General features: G+C 52.0%; 11 protein-coding genes. 8 read left to right on the forward strand and 3 right to left on the reverse strand.

The features are described from left to right. Positions 1–69 precede the first annotated feature (69 nt). Positions 70–1,191: a redoxin family protein gene (locus VFS25_RS17655; protein WP_326463491.1), complete on the forward strand. Its 1,122-nt coding sequence runs from the start codon at positions 70–72 to the stop codon at positions 1,189–1,191. A 62-nt stretch (positions 1,192–1,253) separates the two neighbouring features. Here the strand turns inward: VFS25_RS17655 and VFS25_RS17660 are convergent, their stop codons facing one another. Further along, positions 1,254–1,628, reverse strand: a complete 375-nt coding sequence (locus VFS25_RS17660) for a transmembrane 220 family protein (RefSeq protein WP_326463492.1) — start codon at positions 1,626–1,628, stop codon at positions 1,254–1,256. A gap of 340 nt (positions 1,629–1,968) precedes the next feature. Here VFS25_RS17660 and VFS25_RS17665 point away from each other — a divergent pair, with 340 nt between their 5' ends. The 7 genes from VFS25_RS17665 to eboC all read left to right on the forward strand — a co-directional run bounded on the left by VFS25_RS17665 (position 1,969) and on the right by eboC (position 15,256). Further along, a complete protein-coding gene (locus tag VFS25_RS17665) occupies positions 1,969–5,184 on the forward strand; it encodes a TonB-dependent receptor (RefSeq protein ID WP_326463493.1) in 3,216 nt (1,071 codons plus the stop codon). A gap of 100 nt (positions 5,185–5,284) precedes the next feature. Continuing rightward, positions 5,285–7,039, forward strand: a complete 1,755-nt coding sequence (locus VFS25_RS17670) for a RagB/SusD family nutrient uptake outer membrane protein (protein ID WP_326463494.1) — start codon at positions 5,285–5,287, stop codon at positions 7,037–7,039. A 145-nt stretch (positions 7,040–7,184) separates the two neighbouring features. Beyond that, the gene (locus VFS25_RS17675) at positions 7,185–10,763 is read left to right on the forward strand and encodes a VCBS repeat-containing protein (protein WP_326463495.1); all 3,579 of its coding nucleotides are present in this window, start codon (positions 7,185–7,187) and stop codon (positions 10,761–10,763) included. Positions 10,764–10,801: 38 nt separating this feature from the next. Further along, positions 10,802–12,214 (forward strand): vanadium-dependent haloperoxidase, encoded by a 1,413-nt coding sequence (locus VFS25_RS17680; protein ID WP_326463496.1) that lies wholly within the window; start codon positions 10,802–10,804, stop codon positions 12,212–12,214. Between the two features lie 189 nt (positions 12,215–12,403). Then, the gene (locus tag VFS25_RS17685) at positions 12,404–13,300 is read left to right on the forward strand and encodes an EboA domain-containing protein (protein WP_326463497.1); all 897 of its coding nucleotides are present in this window, start codon (positions 12,404–12,406) and stop codon (positions 13,298–13,300) included. A gap of 16 nt (positions 13,301–13,316) precedes the next feature. Continuing rightward, positions 13,317–14,303 carry a TatD family hydrolase gene (locus tag VFS25_RS17690; RefSeq protein ID WP_326463498.1) on the forward strand — a complete coding sequence of 329 codons (987 nt, stop codon included), beginning with the start codon at positions 13,317–13,319 and terminating at the stop codon, positions 14,301–14,303. Positions 14,304–14,353: 50 nt separating this feature from the next. After that, positions 14,354–15,256 carry a UbiA-like protein EboC gene (eboC, locus tag VFS25_RS17695; RefSeq protein WP_326463499.1) on the forward strand — a complete coding sequence of 301 codons (903 nt, stop codon included), beginning with the start codon at positions 14,354–14,356 and terminating at the stop codon, positions 15,254–15,256. Positions 15,257–15,357: 101 nt separating this feature from the next. Here eboC and VFS25_RS17700 read toward each other — a convergent pair whose 3' ends face one another. Further along, entirely contained in the window at positions 15,358–15,996 is a 639-nt protein-coding gene (locus tag VFS25_RS17700) for a response regulator transcription factor (RefSeq protein ID WP_326463500.1), read from the reverse strand. Positions 15,997–16,042: 46 nt separating this feature from the next. After that, positions 16,043–18,031 carry a tetratricopeptide repeat protein gene (locus tag VFS25_RS17705; RefSeq protein ID WP_326463501.1) on the reverse strand — a complete coding sequence of 663 codons (1,989 nt, stop codon included), beginning with the start codon at positions 18,029–18,031 and terminating at the stop codon, positions 16,043–16,045. Between the last annotated feature and the right edge of the window lie 232 nt (positions 18,032–18,263).

The raw sequence follows: 18,263 nt of genomic DNA on the forward strand, positions 1-18,263 counted from the left end.
CGCGAACAGCGAACAAGGAGTGTTTGAAATCTATTAAATTTAAATACGCAACATCTTAAGCTATCAGTTATGAAAAAGCACCTCCTCTCCACCCTGTTCATGGCCTTAGCCATAGCCGCAATTGCCCAAAGCCACCACCCGGAGCCCAAAACCTTGTCTATTGGAGCCGCAGCGCCGGCGTTTTCCTTGAAGGGCACCGATGGTAAAACCTATACCCTGAACAGTTTTGACAAAGCCAAAGTGCTGGCCGTTATTTTCAGCTGTAACCATTGTCCTACAGCACAGGCCTATGAGGAGCGTATTAAGCAGCTGGCCAAGGATTATGAACCGCAGCAGGTAGCCGTAGTGGTTATATCGCCCAACAACCCCACGGCCATAAACCTGGGAGAGCTGGGCTATACGGAAATGAGCGATACCTATGATGAAATGAAGCTGAGGGCCAAAGAGCATGCCTTTAACTTCCCGTATTTATATGATGGGGATAGCCAGCAGGTGGCAATGGCTTATGGCCCGGTAGCCACCCCCCATGCGTTTGTATTTGACGGGCGCCGCAAGCTGCAATACACCGGCCGCCTCGATAGTAAGGAAAAGCCTGGCACCGGCCATGCAGAAGATATACGGAGTGCCATAGATGCGGTACTGCATCATGAGGAGGTGAAGCATCCGGTACAAAAAACTTTTGGCTGTTCCATTAAATGGGCCTGGAAAAATGAGTACAACGCCCAATTATATAAAGAGTGGGCGCAACGCCCCGTAACCCTCGATACGCTGGGAGTGGAAGGTATTAAAGCGTTGCTGAAAAATAACGGGGATAAGCTGCGCCTCATTAACATATGGGCCACCTGGTGCGGGCCCTGCATGCAGGAGCTGCCGTCTTTTATTGATACAGACCGTATGTACCGCGAGCGGGACTTTGAGTTCATTACTATTACAACCGACAATCCCGGGAAAATGAGCAAAGCCCTGGCGCAGCTCAAAAAGCTGGAGGCCTCCAATAAAAATTACCTGTACAGCGGCGATGATAAATACCAGCTGATAGAAGCGGTTGATCCTGAATGGCAGGGCGCCCTTCCGTATACGCTGCTGGTGGAGCCCGGTGGCAAAATTGTGTACCGTCACCAGGGCGCGGTAAATATGCTGGAGCTGCGGAAGGCCATTGTGGAAAATAAGCTGATCGGAAGGTATTACTAAACCCCCACATCTTTCCTACATGCATCCTGCATGGTTCAAAAACCTGCCCCTGGCAGCTAAAGCTATCTTCTTTTCCTGCCTGCATACACATAATCAATCAGCAATACCACCACCAGTATGGCCAGCCCAAAGAACTCGCGGGTTTCCTCTATCCAGGGCTTGGCAGCCTTCATGCTTTCCGCTATATTTTCTGCATGGTGATGCAGCGCCCAGTCCATAACCCCGTATTTGTCAAAGAAAAGATACACGGCGTAAACCAGGTACACAAAAATGCCTACCAGGTAGGCGCCCCGGTAAAACTTATGACGGGCCGCCTGTGCGCACATCACCGCGGCATACAGGTATATCGGCATCCACACATAAGGGTCCGGGTCATTATACTGCAAACCGGCAAAAACAATAAATACCAGGCAAAAGAAAACATTGAAAATTTTCATAACGATAGTCATCGGTATATATAGATTTTTAACACAAATTATAAATGTCTGTGTGAACTATGATTATTTTATACATTTTGCAGGTGTATAAGCGGAAATTTTTTTTAAAGGTGAAATAAACACTTGTCTTTGTTAAAATAAAGTTATAAATTGGTGCAACAAATAGCACGATAAAGAGCAGATTTGAACAACCAAAATCGAAATCAGACAGGATTTAATAATCTATTTTATTTATTGCCACGTTACCAAAGATTTTATTGTTAGTTATCATTAACCTTAAAGGACCAAAATCTATTCTGTAAAATAATCACACACAAATAAGCCTTTATAAAGCCACGTTATGAAAAAAATCTACCACTACCTGGTGGCAGGGTGCTGTTGTTTGCTGTTACTATGCTGCTTCAACAGCACTTTTGCCCAAACCAGGAAAATTTCCGGAAAAATTACTGCAGAGAACAATGAACCCGTTACAGGCGCTACTGTACAGGTTAAAGGTACCAGTACCGGCACCGTCACCGATGTGAATGGTGCCTTTTCATTATCAGTACCCTCCAACGCCACCCTGGTAGTTTCCTTTGTGGGGTATAAACAGCAGGAAATACCGGTAGGCAGTACTTCTACCTTTAACATTCGCCTGGAAACCTCAGCCAGCTCCCTGAATGAGCTGGTGGTAACAGGTTACACCACCCAGGCGCGTAAAGACATTATCGGCGCTGTTTCTACTGTAAAAGCCAAAGAGCTAGTGGCTGTACCCGCCGGTAATGCTGAACAGCAGCTGCAGGGCCGCGTAGCCGGTTTAACAGTGCTGTCATCCGGCCAGCCCGGTACCACCAGCCTGGTACGCATCCGCGGTTTCGCCTCTTTTGCCGGCAACGAGCCGCTGTACATTGTGGATGGCGTGCCCACCTTCAGCATTGAGAACCTGAACAGTTTTGATATTGAAACCACTACCGTACTGAAAGATGCCGGCTCCGCCTCTATTTACGGTGCGCGCGCATCTGCAGGCGTAATAGTGATCACCACCAAGCATGGCAGCCGCCGCAGCGACGGAAAGATACAGGTAACCTACGATGGTTCCTACGGCTGGCAAACACCGGGTAAGGGTTTTGACATACTGAACCCCGAAGAAACCGCCAAATGGACATGGATTGCCGAGCGTAATGCCGGTAAGGTAGAAGCCAATGGCAACCCTACCCACCCGCAGTATGGCAATGGCGTAAACGCAGTGCTGCCCGACTACATCCTGGCCGGCAGCAAAACAGGGGTGTTTGAAGGCGATCCTGCCATAAATCCCAGCCTGTATAACGTTGACTTTAATAAGGGCGCCATCTACCAGATCGTAAAAGCCAATAAAAGCGGTACAAACTGGTATGATGAAATAACCCGTACCGCCCCCATACAGCAGCATGCAGTAGGCCTTTCAGGCGGTAATGAAAATTCACGTTTCTACGCCGGCTTTGGTTATTACGACCAGCAGGGCGTGGTGCTGAACACCTACCTGAAACGCTACAGCATCCGCGCTAACTCCGAGTTCTCTATTAAGAACCGGGTACGCATCGGGGAAAACATTCAGATGACCTACCGCGATAACCCGCAGCTGACCAACCTGAATGAAGGGAACGCCATCTCCCTGGCCTACCGTATGAACCCCCTCATACCCGTGTATGATGTAATGGGCGGCTGGGCCGGTACTGCAGCCAAAGGGTTTAATAACCCCAGCAACCCGGTAGCCAACCAAACCCGTGCAAAAGATAATAAAGGGCATGCCTTTGGCCTGTTCGGCAACGTTTATGCAGAGGCCGACCTGGCAAAAGACCTCACCTTCCGCAGCAGCTTCGGAGGTACCCTGTTCAGCTTTTACGCCAACGGTATTACCTCCCGCACCTATGAAAACTCTGAAAATATAGGAAGTGATCAGCTGTATGAAAGCGGCGGTTACGGTTACAGCTGGACCTGGACCAACACCTTACGCTATGAGCATACCTTTAACGGTATACATAACATCAAAGCCCTGGCAGGTATAGAAGCCATCCGCGACGGCGCGGGCCGCAGCATAAACGGTACAGGCCTTAACCCCTTTACCAATGCGGTGAACTACCGTACTCTTACCACTACACAATCATCCGGCCGTACAGTAGGCAGCGACGGCAGCCCGGGCAACGATATTTTCTCCGTATTCGGTAAGGTGGATTATACCTTTATGGACCGCTACCTTATTAGCGGCGTGCTCAGAAGGGACGGCTCCTCCAACTTTGGTATAGATAACCGTTACGGCACCTTCCCGGCTATATCCGCCGGCTGGCGCATCAGCCAGGAAGCCTTCCTGAAAGGCGTACCCTGGATCAATGAGCTGAAGATACGCGGCGGTTGGGGTAAAATGGGTAACCAGCGTATTGACCTGAACAACCAGTACAACCTGTACGCCGCCAGCGCCTCTTTCTCTGCCTACGCCATTGATGGTTCCAGCACCGCCACTTTCGAGGGTCTTAATAAAGCCAGGATCGGCAACCCCGCCGGCCAGTGGGAAACCAATATAACCACTAACGTAGGTTTGGACGCCACCCTGTTCAACAACAGCCTGGACATCATATTCGATATTTACGACAAAAAAACCAGCAACCTCCTTTTCAACCCGGAGCTGCCCGGTACAGTAGGCCAGGTAACCTATCCTACTATTAACGTAGCCAGCATGAGTAACAGAGGTATTGACATGCAGATCATCAAGCGTGGCACCTTTGCCAAAAACTGGCGCTACGAAGCCAATTTAACCTTAACAACATATAAGAATAAGATCACCAGGCTGTCTGAAGGAACCGATTATTTCGACGGTAACAGCTTTGGATCATCCCGCATAGGCACCTTCACCCGTAATGCGGTGGGCCACCCCATTTCCGCCTTCTATGGCTATGATGTAATAGGACTTTTCCAGGATGATGACGATGTAAAGAACAGCCCTGCGCAGGACGGCGCCGGCCCCGGCCGTTTCAAGTACCGCGATGTGGATGGCGATAAAAAGATCACCGCCAACGACCGTACTTTCTTTGGCGATCCCAACCCGCGCGTAACCTCCGGCCTGGATATCACCATCGGCTACAAGGGATTTGATTTTAACATGTTCTTCTACGCGGTAACCGGCGCCAAGGTGATCAACTACACCCGCTGGTTCACCGATTTCTTCCCTTCTTTCCCGGGGCAGGCCATCAGCGGCCGCGTGCGCGACTCCTGGACGCCTGATAACAAAGGGGCTACCACACCCATATTTGAAGACGTGTCTAACTTCAGCACCAACACGCAACCCAACTCTTATTACATGGAGAACGGCGCCTACCTGCGCGCCAGGAACGTACAGCTTAGCTATACGCTGCCGGTTGCCGTTACCCGGCACATTGGTATGGAAAAGCTGAAGGTATATGTACAGTCTACCAACCTGTTCACCATTACCGGCTATAAGGGCCTGGATCCTGCCGTGAGCGGTGTTGATACCAACTTTGGGGTGGATTATGGTAACTACCCGCTTACACGCCAGTTCATACTGGGCGTAAGCGCTATATTCTAAAAACAGAACATTAGTAATAAATACACCTGCAACCGGGCAACAGCCATCGTACAATAGCAAACCCGGTTGCAGGTGGTCACTAAAAGCAAAAAATTTCCACATGAAAAATAAAATGATCATAGGCATGTTGCTGATAGCGGGAGGGATGGCTTTTGCGCTGTATGCCTGTAAAAAATCTTTCCTCTCCCGGGAGCCCATCGGGCAGCTGGGCGATGCGGATGTGCAAACCCAGAAAGGGGTAGAAGAGCTGCTTATAGGCGCCTATGCCGTGCTGGATGGTAACTATAACGGGTTTAACTGGCAGGCATCCTCTACCAACTGGGTATATGGCAGCATTGCCGGCGGCGATGCGCATAAAGGCTCCAACGCCGGCGACCAGGCCGATGTGAACCCGATTGAAAGGTATGAAGCCCTGCCTACCAACGACTATTTTAATGTGAAATGGAAAGCTGTGTACGATGGGGTGGCCCGCTCCAACAACGTATTAAAGGCCCTGGCCCTGGCCGATGTATCGGATGAGGTGCGTGGCCGCATTCGCGCAGAGGCACGCTTCCTGCGGGGCTTCTATCACCTGGAAGCTAAAAAAATGTGGAACAAGATACCTTATGTAGATGAAAGCATTGATTATGTAAATAACAACTACAAGGTAGCCAACACCGAAGATGCCTGGCCTAAAATAGAAGCCGACCTTAAAGCCGCCTACGACTCCCTGCCCGAAAGGATGGACCAGGTGGGCCGCGCCAACAAATGGGCCGCTGCCGCTTTCCTGGCAAAGGCCTATATGTTTGAGAAAAAGTATACAGAAGCCAAACCGCTGCTGGAAGCTATTATGGCAAACGGCGTAAATCCCAAAGGCGTAAAATACGCCCTGGCAGCCCGTTTCCAGGATAACTACAATGCAGAAACCAAGAACGGCCCTGAATCCATATTTGCCGTACAGTCATCCGTTAACGATGGCGGCGCCGGCAATAACTCCAACCCCGACCAGATACTGAACTTTCCCTATTCCGATAAAGGCGCCCCCGGCGGTTGCTGCGGGTTTTTCCAGCCCACACAGGAGCTGGTGAACTCGTTCCGCACAACGGCAGCCGGCCTGCCTTTGCTGGACGGCTCTTACAACACCGGCGCCAACCAGGTAAAAAGCGATATGGGCGTAGCTGCCGATGCCGCCTTCACCCCGGACGCAGGGTTGCTGGACCCCCGCCTTGACTGGACGGTTGGCCGCAGGGGCATTCCTTATCTCGACTGGGGCCTGCACCCTGGTATTTCCTGGGTACGCGACCAGTCAAACGGCGGCCCGTACTCACCTAAAAAGAACGTATATTACAAGTCGCAGGAAAAAGTGCTTACAGACGGTTCTTCCTGGACCAATGGCCTTACCGCCATTAACTACATCCTGGTCCGCTACGCCGATGTGATCCTTTGGGCCGCAGAATGCGAAGTGGAAATAGGTTCCCTGGAAAAAGCCCGGGAATATGTTAACACGATACGCACCCGCGCCGCAAATGAGGCCGGGTGGGTGCAAAACAGCGCCGGCACCGGGCCTGCAGCCAATTATAAAATAAGCACTTACGACGATCCCTGGACCGACAAGGCAGCTGCCCGCAAAGCAGTGCATTTTGAAAGAAAATTGGAATTTGCCATGGAAGGGCACAGATTTTTTGATTTAGTGCGTTGGGGAGAGGCAAGTTCCACTATAAATGCGTATATTGCATACGAAACAACAATAATGAGCCTGTTAAAAGGCGTGAAATTCGTAGAGCCAAAAAATGATTATTACCCGATACCGCAGCGGCAAATTGATTTGAGCGCGACCAATGGGGTCTCAGCTCTGGAACAGAATCCTGATTATTGATCAGGTTTTAGAATGGCGGAAGGAGAGGCACTTGTGCCTCTCTTTTATTTATCCCTGGTTCCCGCGCAAGGAAATTCCACAACAGACAGGCCATACACAGGGAAAACATATCACGCATTACAAGAGGGACAAATTCTATTGAATAATGAGAGTGCCTATCCACTTAGGCTGGTGCATGTGGATATTATTATTTATAACAGCCTGTAACCACTCGCCGGCCTTGTTTGAGCAAATACCCGCATCCCGCTCGGGGATCCACTTCGCCAACACCATTACCGAAAGCGACAGCCTGAATGTGCTGAACTTTGAATACATCTACAATGGCGGCGGCGTAGCCATAGCCGACTTTAATAATGATGGTAAGCCGGACATATTTTTTACCGGTAACATGGTGCCCAACCGGCTGTACCTGAACCAGGGCAACATGCGCTTTAAGGATGTTACGGAAAAGGCCATGGTAAATGTACCCGGCCGCTGGAATACCGGCGTATCTGTTATAGATATTAATAACGATGGCTGGGCCGATCTGTATGTTTGCGCCGCCATGAAAAAAGACAGCGCCAGCCGGCAGAACATGCTGTTCGTAAACCAGGGCCCTGATAAAAGCGGCGTTCCTGTGTTTAAAGAAATGGCCCGCGAATATGGTGTGAACGATGCCGGCTATTCCATTGCAAGCGCCTTTTTTGATTATGATAACGATGGTGACCTGGACCTGTATGTACTAACCAACCAGATAGACTCTGCCCATTTTCCCAGCAAATACAAACCCCGCACCCTGGACGGCAGCAGCCTCAATACCGACCGCCTGTACCGCAATGACTGGAACGACTCGCTGCACCATCCCTGCTATACCAACGTATCTAAGCAGGCCGGCATTTTAATAGAAGGGTATGGCCTGGGCATTAACATAGCAGACATTAACCACGACGGATGGAAGGATATTTACGTGGCCAACGACTATCTCTCTAACGATATATTATACATCAATAATCACAACGGCACCTTTACAGACCGTTCTGCCACATATTGCAAGCACACCGCGTACTCCGCCATGGGTACGGATATTAATGACATTAATAACGATGGCCTGGCCGATATTGTTTGCCTGGATATGCTGCCGGCAACCAACCTGCGTAAGAAGATGATGATGAACGCCAACAACTATTTCACCTATATCAATAACGACCGCTACGGCTATGAATACCAGTACCCCCGCAATGTGCTGCAGCTGAACAGGGGCCCCGTACCCGGTACTGACAGCATACCGGCCGTGGCTTTCAGCGATATAGGTTTTATGGCCGGTATTGCCGCCACCGACTGGAGCTGGACGCCCATGGTGGTGGATTTTGATAACGACGGCTACCGCGACATAGTGATCACGAACGGTTTTCCCCGCGATATTACAGATCATGACTTTGTATCTTTCCGCGCAACAGCAGCGCCCTACGCCTCCACGCAATTTATGCTGGACCAGCTGCCCCGGGTAAAGATCCCTAACTATGCATTTCATAATAACGGCAATCTTACCTTTTCGGATGTTTCCAGGCAGTGGGGCATGAATGTGCCTTCCTTCTCTAACGGTGCCGCCTATGCCGACCTGGATGGGGATGGCGACCTGGATTACGTGGTGAATAATATAAACGATGAAGCTTTTGTTTACCGGAACCAGGCCAGCCGCCGGCCCGGTACTGCGCATTGGCTGCGCGTGCAGTGGAAAGGCCCGCCCGGCAACCGCATGGCCCAGGGAGCATGGGTACACGTTACAAGCCGGGATGCTGCCGGCAACCTGCAGCAGCAATCGTATGAGAACACGGTTTACCGCGGCTACCTTTCTTCAGTAGAAAATGTGGCCCATTTTGGCCTGGGCAGCACCGATACGGTAACCGCCGTAAAAGTTACCTGGCCGGATGGTAAAATACAGGAGTGGAATAACATACCGGCCAACCAGGTGCTCACTGCCGATTATGCCCGTGCCGTTCCGGCGCCCCCTGCCGCAAAGCCTGCGCTTAGCGCCCCGCTGTTTGCCGATGTAACGGACAGCAGCGGCATTACTTTTAAGCACAAAGAATATGATTACATAGATTTCAATGACCAGCGCCTGCTGCCGCACAAGCTATCCCAATACGGCCCCGCCCTGGCGGTAGGCGATGTGGACGGCAATGGCCTGGACGATATTTTTATTGGCGGCGCTACCCAGTACAAAGGCGCGTTTTTGTTGCAGCAGCCCAATGGGCAGTTTGAGCAGAAAGACCTGCTGCCCGGCCTGGCCGACAGCAAAGCCTGGGAAGATATGGGCTGCCTGCTGCTGGATGTGGATGGTGATCATGACCTGGACCTGTACGTTGCCAGCGGCAGCTGCGAGAACCGGGCCGGCAGCCTTAGCTACCGCGACCGCCTGTACCTCAATAACGGCCATGCAGGCTTTACGGAAGTACCGGGCGCGCTCCCTGCTGTTTATACCAGTAAATCGTGCGTAAAGGCGGCAGATTTTGACCGGGATGGTGACCTTGACCTGTTCATAGGCGGGCGCTTGGAACCCGGCAAATACCCCGCTCCTGTAAGCAGCTACCTGTTCCGTAACGACACGCGGAACGGCGTTGTAAAGTTTACCGATGTTACCATGCAGGTAGCCCCCGCGCTAAAGCAGCCCGGCATGATATGCGACGCCCTGTGGACGGATTATGATAACGACGGCTATGTGGACCTGCTGCTGGTGGGGGAATGGATGCCGCCCATGTTCCTGCATAACAACCATAAAGGACAGCTGCTGCCTGCGCAAAGCGGGCTGGAAACAGCATACGGCTGGTGGAGCAGCCTGGTAGCCGGCGATTTTGATAACGATGGCGACATGGATTACATAGCCGGCAACACGGGCCTGAATACCCTGTACCGGGCCAGCGAAAAGGAGCCGGTGTGTATATACGCCGCTGATTTTGATAAAAATGGCAGCTACGACGCCATTCCCACACTTTTTTTGCCGGACAGCGCCGGCCGTCGCCGGGAGTTTCCCGCCCACACCCGCGACGACCTTATTAAGCAAATGATTATGATGCGGGCGCGCTTTCCCAAATACCACGATTTTGCAGTGGCCACCCTCACCGACCTGTTAAAGCCGGATGAGCTGAAAGGCGCGCTGCAGCTGAAAGCCACCAACCTGTACTCCTGCTACTTTGAAAATAAAGGTAACGGCCGGTTTACCTGTACGCACCTGCCCCTGCAGGCGCAGGTAGCGCCGCTGTACGGTATGGTGGCCGCAGATGTGAATGCCGATGGCAACCTGGATGTAGTGATCAATGGCAATGACTTCGGAACAGAGGTGTCTGTAGGCCGGTACGATGCGTTGGATGGCCTGGTGCTGCTGGGCAACGGCAAAGGCGGTTTTACGCCCCTGGATATACGCAGCGCCGGTATTTATATCCCCGGCGATGGTAAGGCGCTGGTGCAGCTGCAGGGCCCGCGCGGCCGGCTGCTGCTGGCCGCTTCCCAGAACCAGGGCCCGTTAAAGCTGTTTGGCAGCCGCAGGCCTGTTCATGTGCTGCCTTTACAGGGTAACGATGCCTGGGCAGTGGTGCATTACGCCAACGGGCATACGCAAAAGCAGGAGTGCGGCTACGGGCAGGGTTTCCTGTCGCAGTCGGGCCGCTGCCTTATGCTTACGGCGCCGGTTAAAGCCGTAGACATTATGGATTTCAGCGGCCGTAAAAGAACCGTTACTGTGCCGTAGAAAAACTTTTATCATTCACCTGTTGCAGTAAAACTGTTATGCAATACCGTATTATTCGTACCAGCAGCATTTTATTGCTGGCTGCCCTGCTGGCCTGCCGGCAGCAGGCGCCCGCTCCCCGGCTGAATGCAGCGCAGCTGCAGGATCCGGAAGTAATGCACGCTTCTGTGAAGCAGCTTACAGATGTAATTGTGTACGATATTTTTTCGCCCCCGGTAGCAGCCCGCATTTATGCTTACGCCTGTTTGGCCATGTATGAAGCAGCCCGGTTCAATGAGCCGCAGTACCCTTCCCTGGCTGCGCAAATGCGGGAGTTTCCGCCCATGCCGCAGCCCGGGAAAGGCAAGCAGTACAACTTTTTGCTGGCCGGCGCCCGTGCCTTTGAAGCAGTGGCGCAAAAGGTCACCTTCTCCACCGACTCGCTAAAGCTGTTTGAGCAGCGGCTGTATGCCCGCTTCAAAGATGCCGGCTTAAATGATACCGCCTTTGAAAACTCCATTGCATTTGGCAATGCCATAGCAGCCAAAGTGCTGGAGCGTGCCGCAAAGGATAACTATAAGGAAAGCCGGGGCTATCCGCGCTATACCGTAACCGGCGAAAGAGGCACCTGGCAGCCCACACCCCCGGATTATATGGATGCGATTGAGCCTTACTGGAGCAGCATACATCCCTTTATTTTAGATACCTGCAACCAGTTTACACCCCTGCCTGCCTGCCCCTATGACGATAAAGACACCAGCAGCCGCTTTTACCGGGAAATGATGGAGGTGTACCATACCGGTATTAACCTCACAAAAGAGCAGCAGGCCATTGCCAGCTTCTGGGACTGTAATCCCTATGTAATGCACCATACCGGCCATGCCATGTTCGCCACAAAAAAAATTACGCCGGGCGGGCACTGGATGGGCATTGCAGCCATTGCCTCCCGCCAGGCCAAAGCCGGTTATGTGCAAACCGCGCAGGCCTATGCCCTTACCGCCGCTACCCTGCTGGATGCATTCATTGCCTGCTGGGACGAGAAATACCGCAGCCGCGTAATACGCCCGCAAACCGTTATTAACCAGCTGGTAGATCCGGGTTGGGAGCCGTTGCTGCAAACGCCGCCCTTCCCGGAATATACCAGCGGGCATAGTGTAATTTCCGGGGCGGCTGCCGAAGTGCTTACCTGCCTTTACGGCGATAGCATGGCGTTTGCAGATACTACCGAAGTGGAATACGGCGCCGGCGAGCGTTACTTTACCTCTTTCAGGCAGGCTGCCAATGAAGCCGGCATCAGCCGCTTATACGGTGGTATTCATTACCGCTCTTCAGTAGATCATGGTTTGCAGCAGGGCAGGAGCGTGGGCGTATTTATTGCGCACAGGATAAAGGTAGCAACCGGCAGCATGGTTAGCAGTCCGCCGGTTGCGCAAAATAGCCCGCGGCAGGCCAATGTTCCCCGCAAACATTAACACATAACTATCGCGGTGAGCCGCCCTGTACAGCTTTTAATATGGCTGTCCTGCTGTTGGCTCGGCTTCACCCTCCGCCACGCTTTACTTTTTGCTTTTGCCTTTTGTTTCCGGCCTTCTTCCGTTCATCAAATTCTCCTATCTTTATTCTTTTGATCGTCTATTTTACCTGATCAGAACCCAGGCGCAATGGAGTTACCATATGACTATGACAGCGATAATGTGAGCGCTTTGCTATATACCATTATCAGGCAAAACAGCGCCGCCCAGGCCCTCAGCTGGCTGGAGCAGCGTACCAAGGCGCTGCAGGACACCGGATCCCTGCAGCAGTTTAATCTTACCTTTAGCGCTATTCCACGCTTCACGGGGAAAGCGCTGATCACGTTATCTGAAGATACCGCTGCCCGGCTGCAGCAAACCGCTCATGGATTTTTCGTGCAGGGATATACGTTAGACCGGCTGGTGCGTACCTGGTGGCTGCTGCAATGGCCGGCTGCCGACCGTAACAGCTATGTGCGGGCCATTGAAGGGCTGTTTAATGCCGCTGAAATGAACGAGCTGGTAGCCCTGTACGGCGCCCTGCCCCTGCTGCCCTGGGCGCAGGAGTGGAAGCTGCGCACCGCAGAAGGCATCCGCTCCAACATAGGCACTGTGCTGGAAGCCATTATGCTGCATAATGCTTACCCGGCCAGGTATCTCAACGAGCCGGCCTGGAACCAGCTGGTGCTGAAAGCATTTTTTACGGAAAAACCCGTACACTACATTATAGGGCTGGATGAGCGGGCCAATGCCCGCCTGGCAGCCATACTGGTTGATTATGCGCATGAGCGCTGGGCCGCCGGCCGCCCGGTAAATCCTATGCTCTGGCGCCTGGTAACCCGTTTTATTAATGAGGCCAATATATCCGATATACAACGGGTATGGCGCTCCGCAGAAAATATTGAAAGAGAAGCCGCGGCCCTGGCATGCTATTACTCCCCTTATGCGCCCGCACGCGCGCTCCTGAAAGAAAAGCCGGTGCTGGAGCAGGAAATAGAAAGCGGAAGGCTCAGCTGGAGCCGGGTAGCGGAAAAACAAGTGAACTAAAAAAAAACAATCTCCCATGTGTTATAGTCATCAGTTATCTGAAAAGGACCTGCAGCCGTTATCCGTGCTGCCCGGTTACCTGGACCGTATTAAGGGTATGCGTTTCTTTGATCCGCATGTGCATATGACTTCCCGTACCACCGACGATTACCAGGCCATGGCAGATGCCGGCGTTACCGCCATCATAGAGCCCGCCTTCTGGCTGGGCCAGCCCCGCACCGGGGTTGATACCTTCCGCGACTATTTCAGCAGCCTTATAGGCTGGGAACGGTTCCGCGCAAGCCAGTTTGGTATTAAGCACTATTGCACCATCGGCCTTAACTCCAAGGAAGCCAATAACGAAAAGCTGGCCGAAGCAGTAATGGAAATACTGCCGCTTTTTATATATAAAGAGGGCGTAGTAGGCGTGGGCGAAATAGGGTTTGATGACCAGACGGTCCTGGAAGAAAAATATTACCGCGCCCAGCTGCAGCTGGCAAAGGAAGCCAGCTTACCCGTACAGGTACATACGCCTCACCGCGATAAAAAACAGGGCACCCAGCGCAGCATGGATATTGCCCTGGAACATGGCCTTGACCCCGCCATGGTAATTATTGACCATAACAATGAAGAAACCGTAAAAGAAGTGCTGGACCGTGGTTTCTGGGCCGCGTTTACCATTTACCCGTTTACTAAAATGGGTAACGAGCGCATGGTACAGGTAGTAAAACAATACGGCAGCGAACGCATTATGATTAATTCCGCAGCAGACTGGGGCATAAGCGATCCCCTGGCGGTTCCAAAAACAGCAGCATTAATGCACGAAAGTGGTATTGACTTGCATGATATTCATTTGGTAACTTACCGGAACGCAATCACGGCCTTTGGAAAAAGCGGCCAGATCGACGAAGCTGACTTTGAAAAAGTTAAAACAGTAGATCAGAGTGAGAAATTTAACGGAAGCACTGTGCTTAGAGGCGGACAGCAGCCACGGATAGACAGGAACGCCATCATCATTCGCTAACGTAAACGATAGTATGGAGATAAGATTTATTGATAAAACCCCTATATCCGGTGAGTAGTTATATTCTTAGCAAATCGTTGGGTTACCTGAGGTTGGTGCGCCCGGCCAACTTGTTAACCGCTGTGGCAGATATATTGGCGGGTATAGCAGTTTCCGGTTTTTTACACAAAGCCTATACGAATTACCTCGACCTTTTGCCCGTGGCTTGTTTGTGCCTGGCCACTATTGGCCTGTACGGCGGAGGCGTGGTATTTAACGATGTATTTGACGCTTCCCTGGATAAAAAGGAAAGGCCCGAAAGGCCCATCCCCAGCGGCCTGGTTACTAAAACACAGGCCGTTATACTGGGCAGCTACCTGTTCCTGGTAGGCATACTGGCTGCTTTTGCCGTAGGCCGCACACCCGGCTATATTGCAGTAGCTATTATGACAGCAGCGCTGGTGTATGACAAGTGGGGAAAGCATGCCAGCTGGGGGCCGGTAAACATGGGGCTGTGCCGTGGCCTGAACCTGCTGCTGGGCATTAGCCTGGTGGAACCGGTGCTGCGGCATTACACCTGGTTAGCTGTAATACCCGTGATTTATATTGCCGCGGTAACCGCCATCAGCCGGGGTGAGGTGTATGGCGGCAGCATCAGCACCCTGCGCATTACTGCGGTTTGCTATGCATTTGTGTACGGTACAATTGGGGTATTGGCGGTTGTAAACAATCACCTGCTGCCTACACTGCCCTTTTTAATACTCATGATAATAATGATCAATGCGCCTTTGATCCGTGCCATGAAAGACCCGAGTGGCCCTAACATTGGCAAGGCCGTAAAGGGAGGCATACTGGCCCTTATAGCCATGGATGCCGCCTGGGCAGCCGCCTTTGGCACCTGGCCCTATGCATTGCTGATATTGCTGCTGCTGCCTTTATCTATACTACTGGCAAAAGCCTTTGCCGTAACGTAATCATATCTGCACATCACACATTTACACCTGCCATAATATAACCACACTACAATCACTCGCACACCCTCATCTGCACATCTGCATATCCGCACATCTGCACATCAATCCAGCAGCCCTCTCCGTATAGCTTCTTTCACCAGCCCCGCAGTGTTCTTTACGGCCAGCTTTTGGGTAAGGTTTAACCGGTGGGTTTCCACGGTACGCAGGCTGATGAACAGCATATCCGCTATTTCCTGGTTGGAGTGTTCTTCCGCAATCAGCTTCAGTATTTCTTTTTCGCGCTTTGTAAGCGGTATTTCATAGCTGTTTTTTTTCTGGCCGGTCAGCACCTCATCCAGCAGGCTTTTTTTCAGGGCATCGTCCAGGAACTGTTCCCCTGCATGCACCTTTTCAATAGCAGCTACCAGGGTGGCGGGGTCGGTGTTCTTCAGCAGGTAGCCTGCTGCGCCGTTGCGCAGCATCTGCTTTATGTAGTGTGTTTCCATAAAGCTGCTGATGGCAATCACTTTTACGTCGGGGAATACTTTGTGCACCTGCCTGCTAAGCGCAATACCGTCTGTGCCGGGCATTTGTATATCCAGCAGCAGCACATGGGGCAGGTTTGCGGTAAGGCCATTGAGCAGCTGGCCGGGATCTGTGGTGTCATAAACAACGGAAATATGCGCATACGGCGCCAGCATAGTTTTTATGCCATTAATTACCAGTAAATGATCGTCTGTAATGGCCACTTTAATCTGCATATAGTATTTTTAAGTTATGGCTACAAGCTGCAGCAGGCTGCTGTACTCAGGAGGCAAGGCCGTGCTGCAGCGGGTTATTGATTACAATACTTATGTCAAACTCTATGTACGCCGTGGTGCCCTGCCCCGTGGCCGCATCAATGGCAATATTGCCGTTCAGCGCCCGTACCCGCGATTGCAGGCTGGTAAGGCCATTGCCCTGCTGCCGGGCTGTTTGCTGGTTAAAGCCTATCCCGTTATCCTCCACGGTAATGGCCAGCACCATATCCTGCTGCGTTAGCTGCACCAGGGCTTCGCTGGCCCGGGAATGTTTAATGATGTTGTTTACCAGCTCCTGCACAATGCGGTATACCGATAGTTCAAAGTTGGGCTTGAACCGGCCTATCTCTCCCAGTGAGTAAAAGCTTACCTGCAGCGTGCCGGAGTAGCTGATGTTCCTGCAAAAGTTTTGCAGGGCTTCTTTTAATCCAAGCCGGTAAAGGGTTTCCGGCATCAGGTTATGGGCTGTTTTTCGTATGTCTGTAATAGCGTCGTCCAGCAGTCCAATGGCATGGGCATAAGCGGGGCTTTGCTGTAATACCGGCTGGTCGTGGCGGATGGCGCTGAAGTGCATTTTAACGGCCGACAGCAGGCCGCCTACCCCGTCGTGCAGGTCTTTTGACAGCCGTACGCGTTCTTTTTCCTCGCCCTGCATCAGGGCCTCCAGCACCTGTACGGTTTTTTCCTTTTCCAGGGTTTGCACCTGTTGCGCATGCAGCTTTTGCCGCTGCCGGTAGCGGTACCAGGTAAGGAAGGCCAGCGCTGCCAGCAGGGCAATGGTTAGCAGAAATATGGCCTGCCACTTGGTTTTGGCAGCCAGCTCCAGGTCTTTTTGCGCCAGCTGCAGCCTTTTTTCCGCCAGCGCTTTATCTTTTTCCGCTGTTTGAAAGGCTATTTCCAGCTGGTGCACCTGTTTGCGGGTACCGGCGCCCACCAGGCTGTCGTTCAGCGCCTCATACAGTTTGCGGTATTGCAGCGCCTGCGTCGGCTGCTGCAGCGCCTCTTTTATCTCTGCGGCCGTAAGGTAGGTTTGCCGCAGCTCGTCATTGGCCTGCATGCGTTGCGCCAGCGCAATAGTAGCGGCTATCACCTTGTCGGCTTTAGCGGGCTGCCCGGTTTTCAGCAGCTCCTGCCCGTAGCCCAGCTGCGCATACAGGCGGTAGTCCTGGTCATGATAGGTATCTGTAATGGCCATGGTTTGCTCATATAGCTCCAGGGCGCGTTGATGTTGATTGTGGTCGGAGTAAATGCTGCCGTTATTGATCAGCCCATCCATTACCAGTGTGCTGTCGCCCAGGTACCGCCCCAGCTGTATTACTTCATTAAAGGCGGCAATGCCCTTTTCATAGTGCTTTAGCCTGGTAAGCGCCGCGCCCAGGTTCACCATGGCGGAGGCAATACGGCCGGTGTCTTTCATAGCCCTGGCCATGTTATTGGCGCGGGAGGCATACAAATAGCTTTTGTCATAATCGGCCGTATTAAAGAACACAGAGGCCAGGTTATTGTATATTTTGTTCTGCAGCCTGGCTTTTTTATACTGCTCCGCCAGGGCCAGCGCCTTCAGGTAATAATTAACGGCTGCTGGAAAATTGCCCATCTCCTGGTACTGGTTACCTATGTTATTATAGGCGGCCAGCAGGTTGGGCCCATCATGCAGCGCCTTGAAAATAACAGCTGCCTGGGTGGCCAGGTGCAGGCTCCTGGCATATTCCCCCCGCAGGTTCAGCACATTTATATAATACAGGGTAAAGATGGCTACACCCCGCTGGTAGTGCAGCTGCTGCGCCAGGTGCAGGCCTTTCAGGTAATAAAAGCCGGCGCTGTCGGCCTGGTGGGGGTAGTACTGGTCGCCGTAATAAAAGCAGGCCATAACGCTGCCGGTATCGGCCGGCTGATGCTGCATAACCCGGTACAGGCTGTCTGTACGCATTTGCTGGGCACAGGCATACGATCCCGTGAAACAGCCTAACAGTATGTAAATAAAAATCCTGTTCATAACTGTGATTTCTGGTGTTGGCGTACCCCGCACAATAAGCGCCCGGGCACTATTGCAACAAAATATGATAGATGGAAACCTACAGCTTTGTTACAGGGTTAACAGGATCGGCGGTTGTATTTGAAAATGTATTGTCCACTGCAAAAATCGATAATTCAGTCAAGATGGACAATAGGGGAGAATGCTGATCTTTTACGTATTAATACGTAACACGGAAATAAGGGATAACTAC

The sequence above is a fragment of the Chitinophaga sp. genome, from assembly GCF_035761305.1.
GTDB lineage: Bacteria > Bacteroidota > Bacteroidia > Chitinophagales > Chitinophagaceae > Chitinophaga.

Excerpts from the sequence above, each read along its gene's own strand:
- VFS25_RS17655 (WP_326463491.1), top strand. The coding sequence starts at position 70 with ATGAAAAAGCACCTCCTCTCCACCCTGTTCATGGCCTTAGCCATAGCC.
- VFS25_RS17660 (WP_326463492.1), bottom strand. The coding sequence starts at position 1,628 with ATGAAAATTTTCAATGTTTTCTTTTGCCTGGTATTTATTGTTTTTGCC.
- VFS25_RS17665 (WP_326463493.1), top strand. The coding sequence starts at position 1,969 with ATGAAAAAAATCTACCACTACCTGGTGGCAGGGTGCTGTTGTTTGCTG.
- VFS25_RS17670 (WP_326463494.1), top strand. The coding sequence starts at position 5,285 with ATGAAAAATAAAATGATCATAGGCATGTTGCTGATAGCGGGAGGGATG.
- VFS25_RS17675 (WP_326463495.1), top strand. The coding sequence starts at position 7,185 with ATGAGAGTGCCTATCCACTTAGGCTGGTGCATGTGGATATTATTATTT.
- VFS25_RS17680 (WP_326463496.1), top strand. The coding sequence starts at position 10,802 with ATGCAATACCGTATTATTCGTACCAGCAGCATTTTATTGCTGGCTGCC.
- VFS25_RS17685 (WP_326463497.1), top strand. The coding sequence starts at position 12,404 with ATGGAGTTACCATATGACTATGACAGCGATAATGTGAGCGCTTTGCTA.
- VFS25_RS17690 (WP_326463498.1), top strand. The coding sequence starts at position 13,317 with ATGTGTTATAGTCATCAGTTATCTGAAAAGGACCTGCAGCCGTTATCC.
- VFS25_RS17700 (WP_326463500.1), bottom strand. The coding sequence starts at position 15,996 with ATGCAGATTAAAGTGGCCATTACAGACGATCATTTACTGGTAATTAAT.
- VFS25_RS17705 (WP_326463501.1), bottom strand. The coding sequence starts at position 18,031 with ATGAACAGGATTTTTATTTACATACTGTTAGGCTGTTTCACGGGATCG.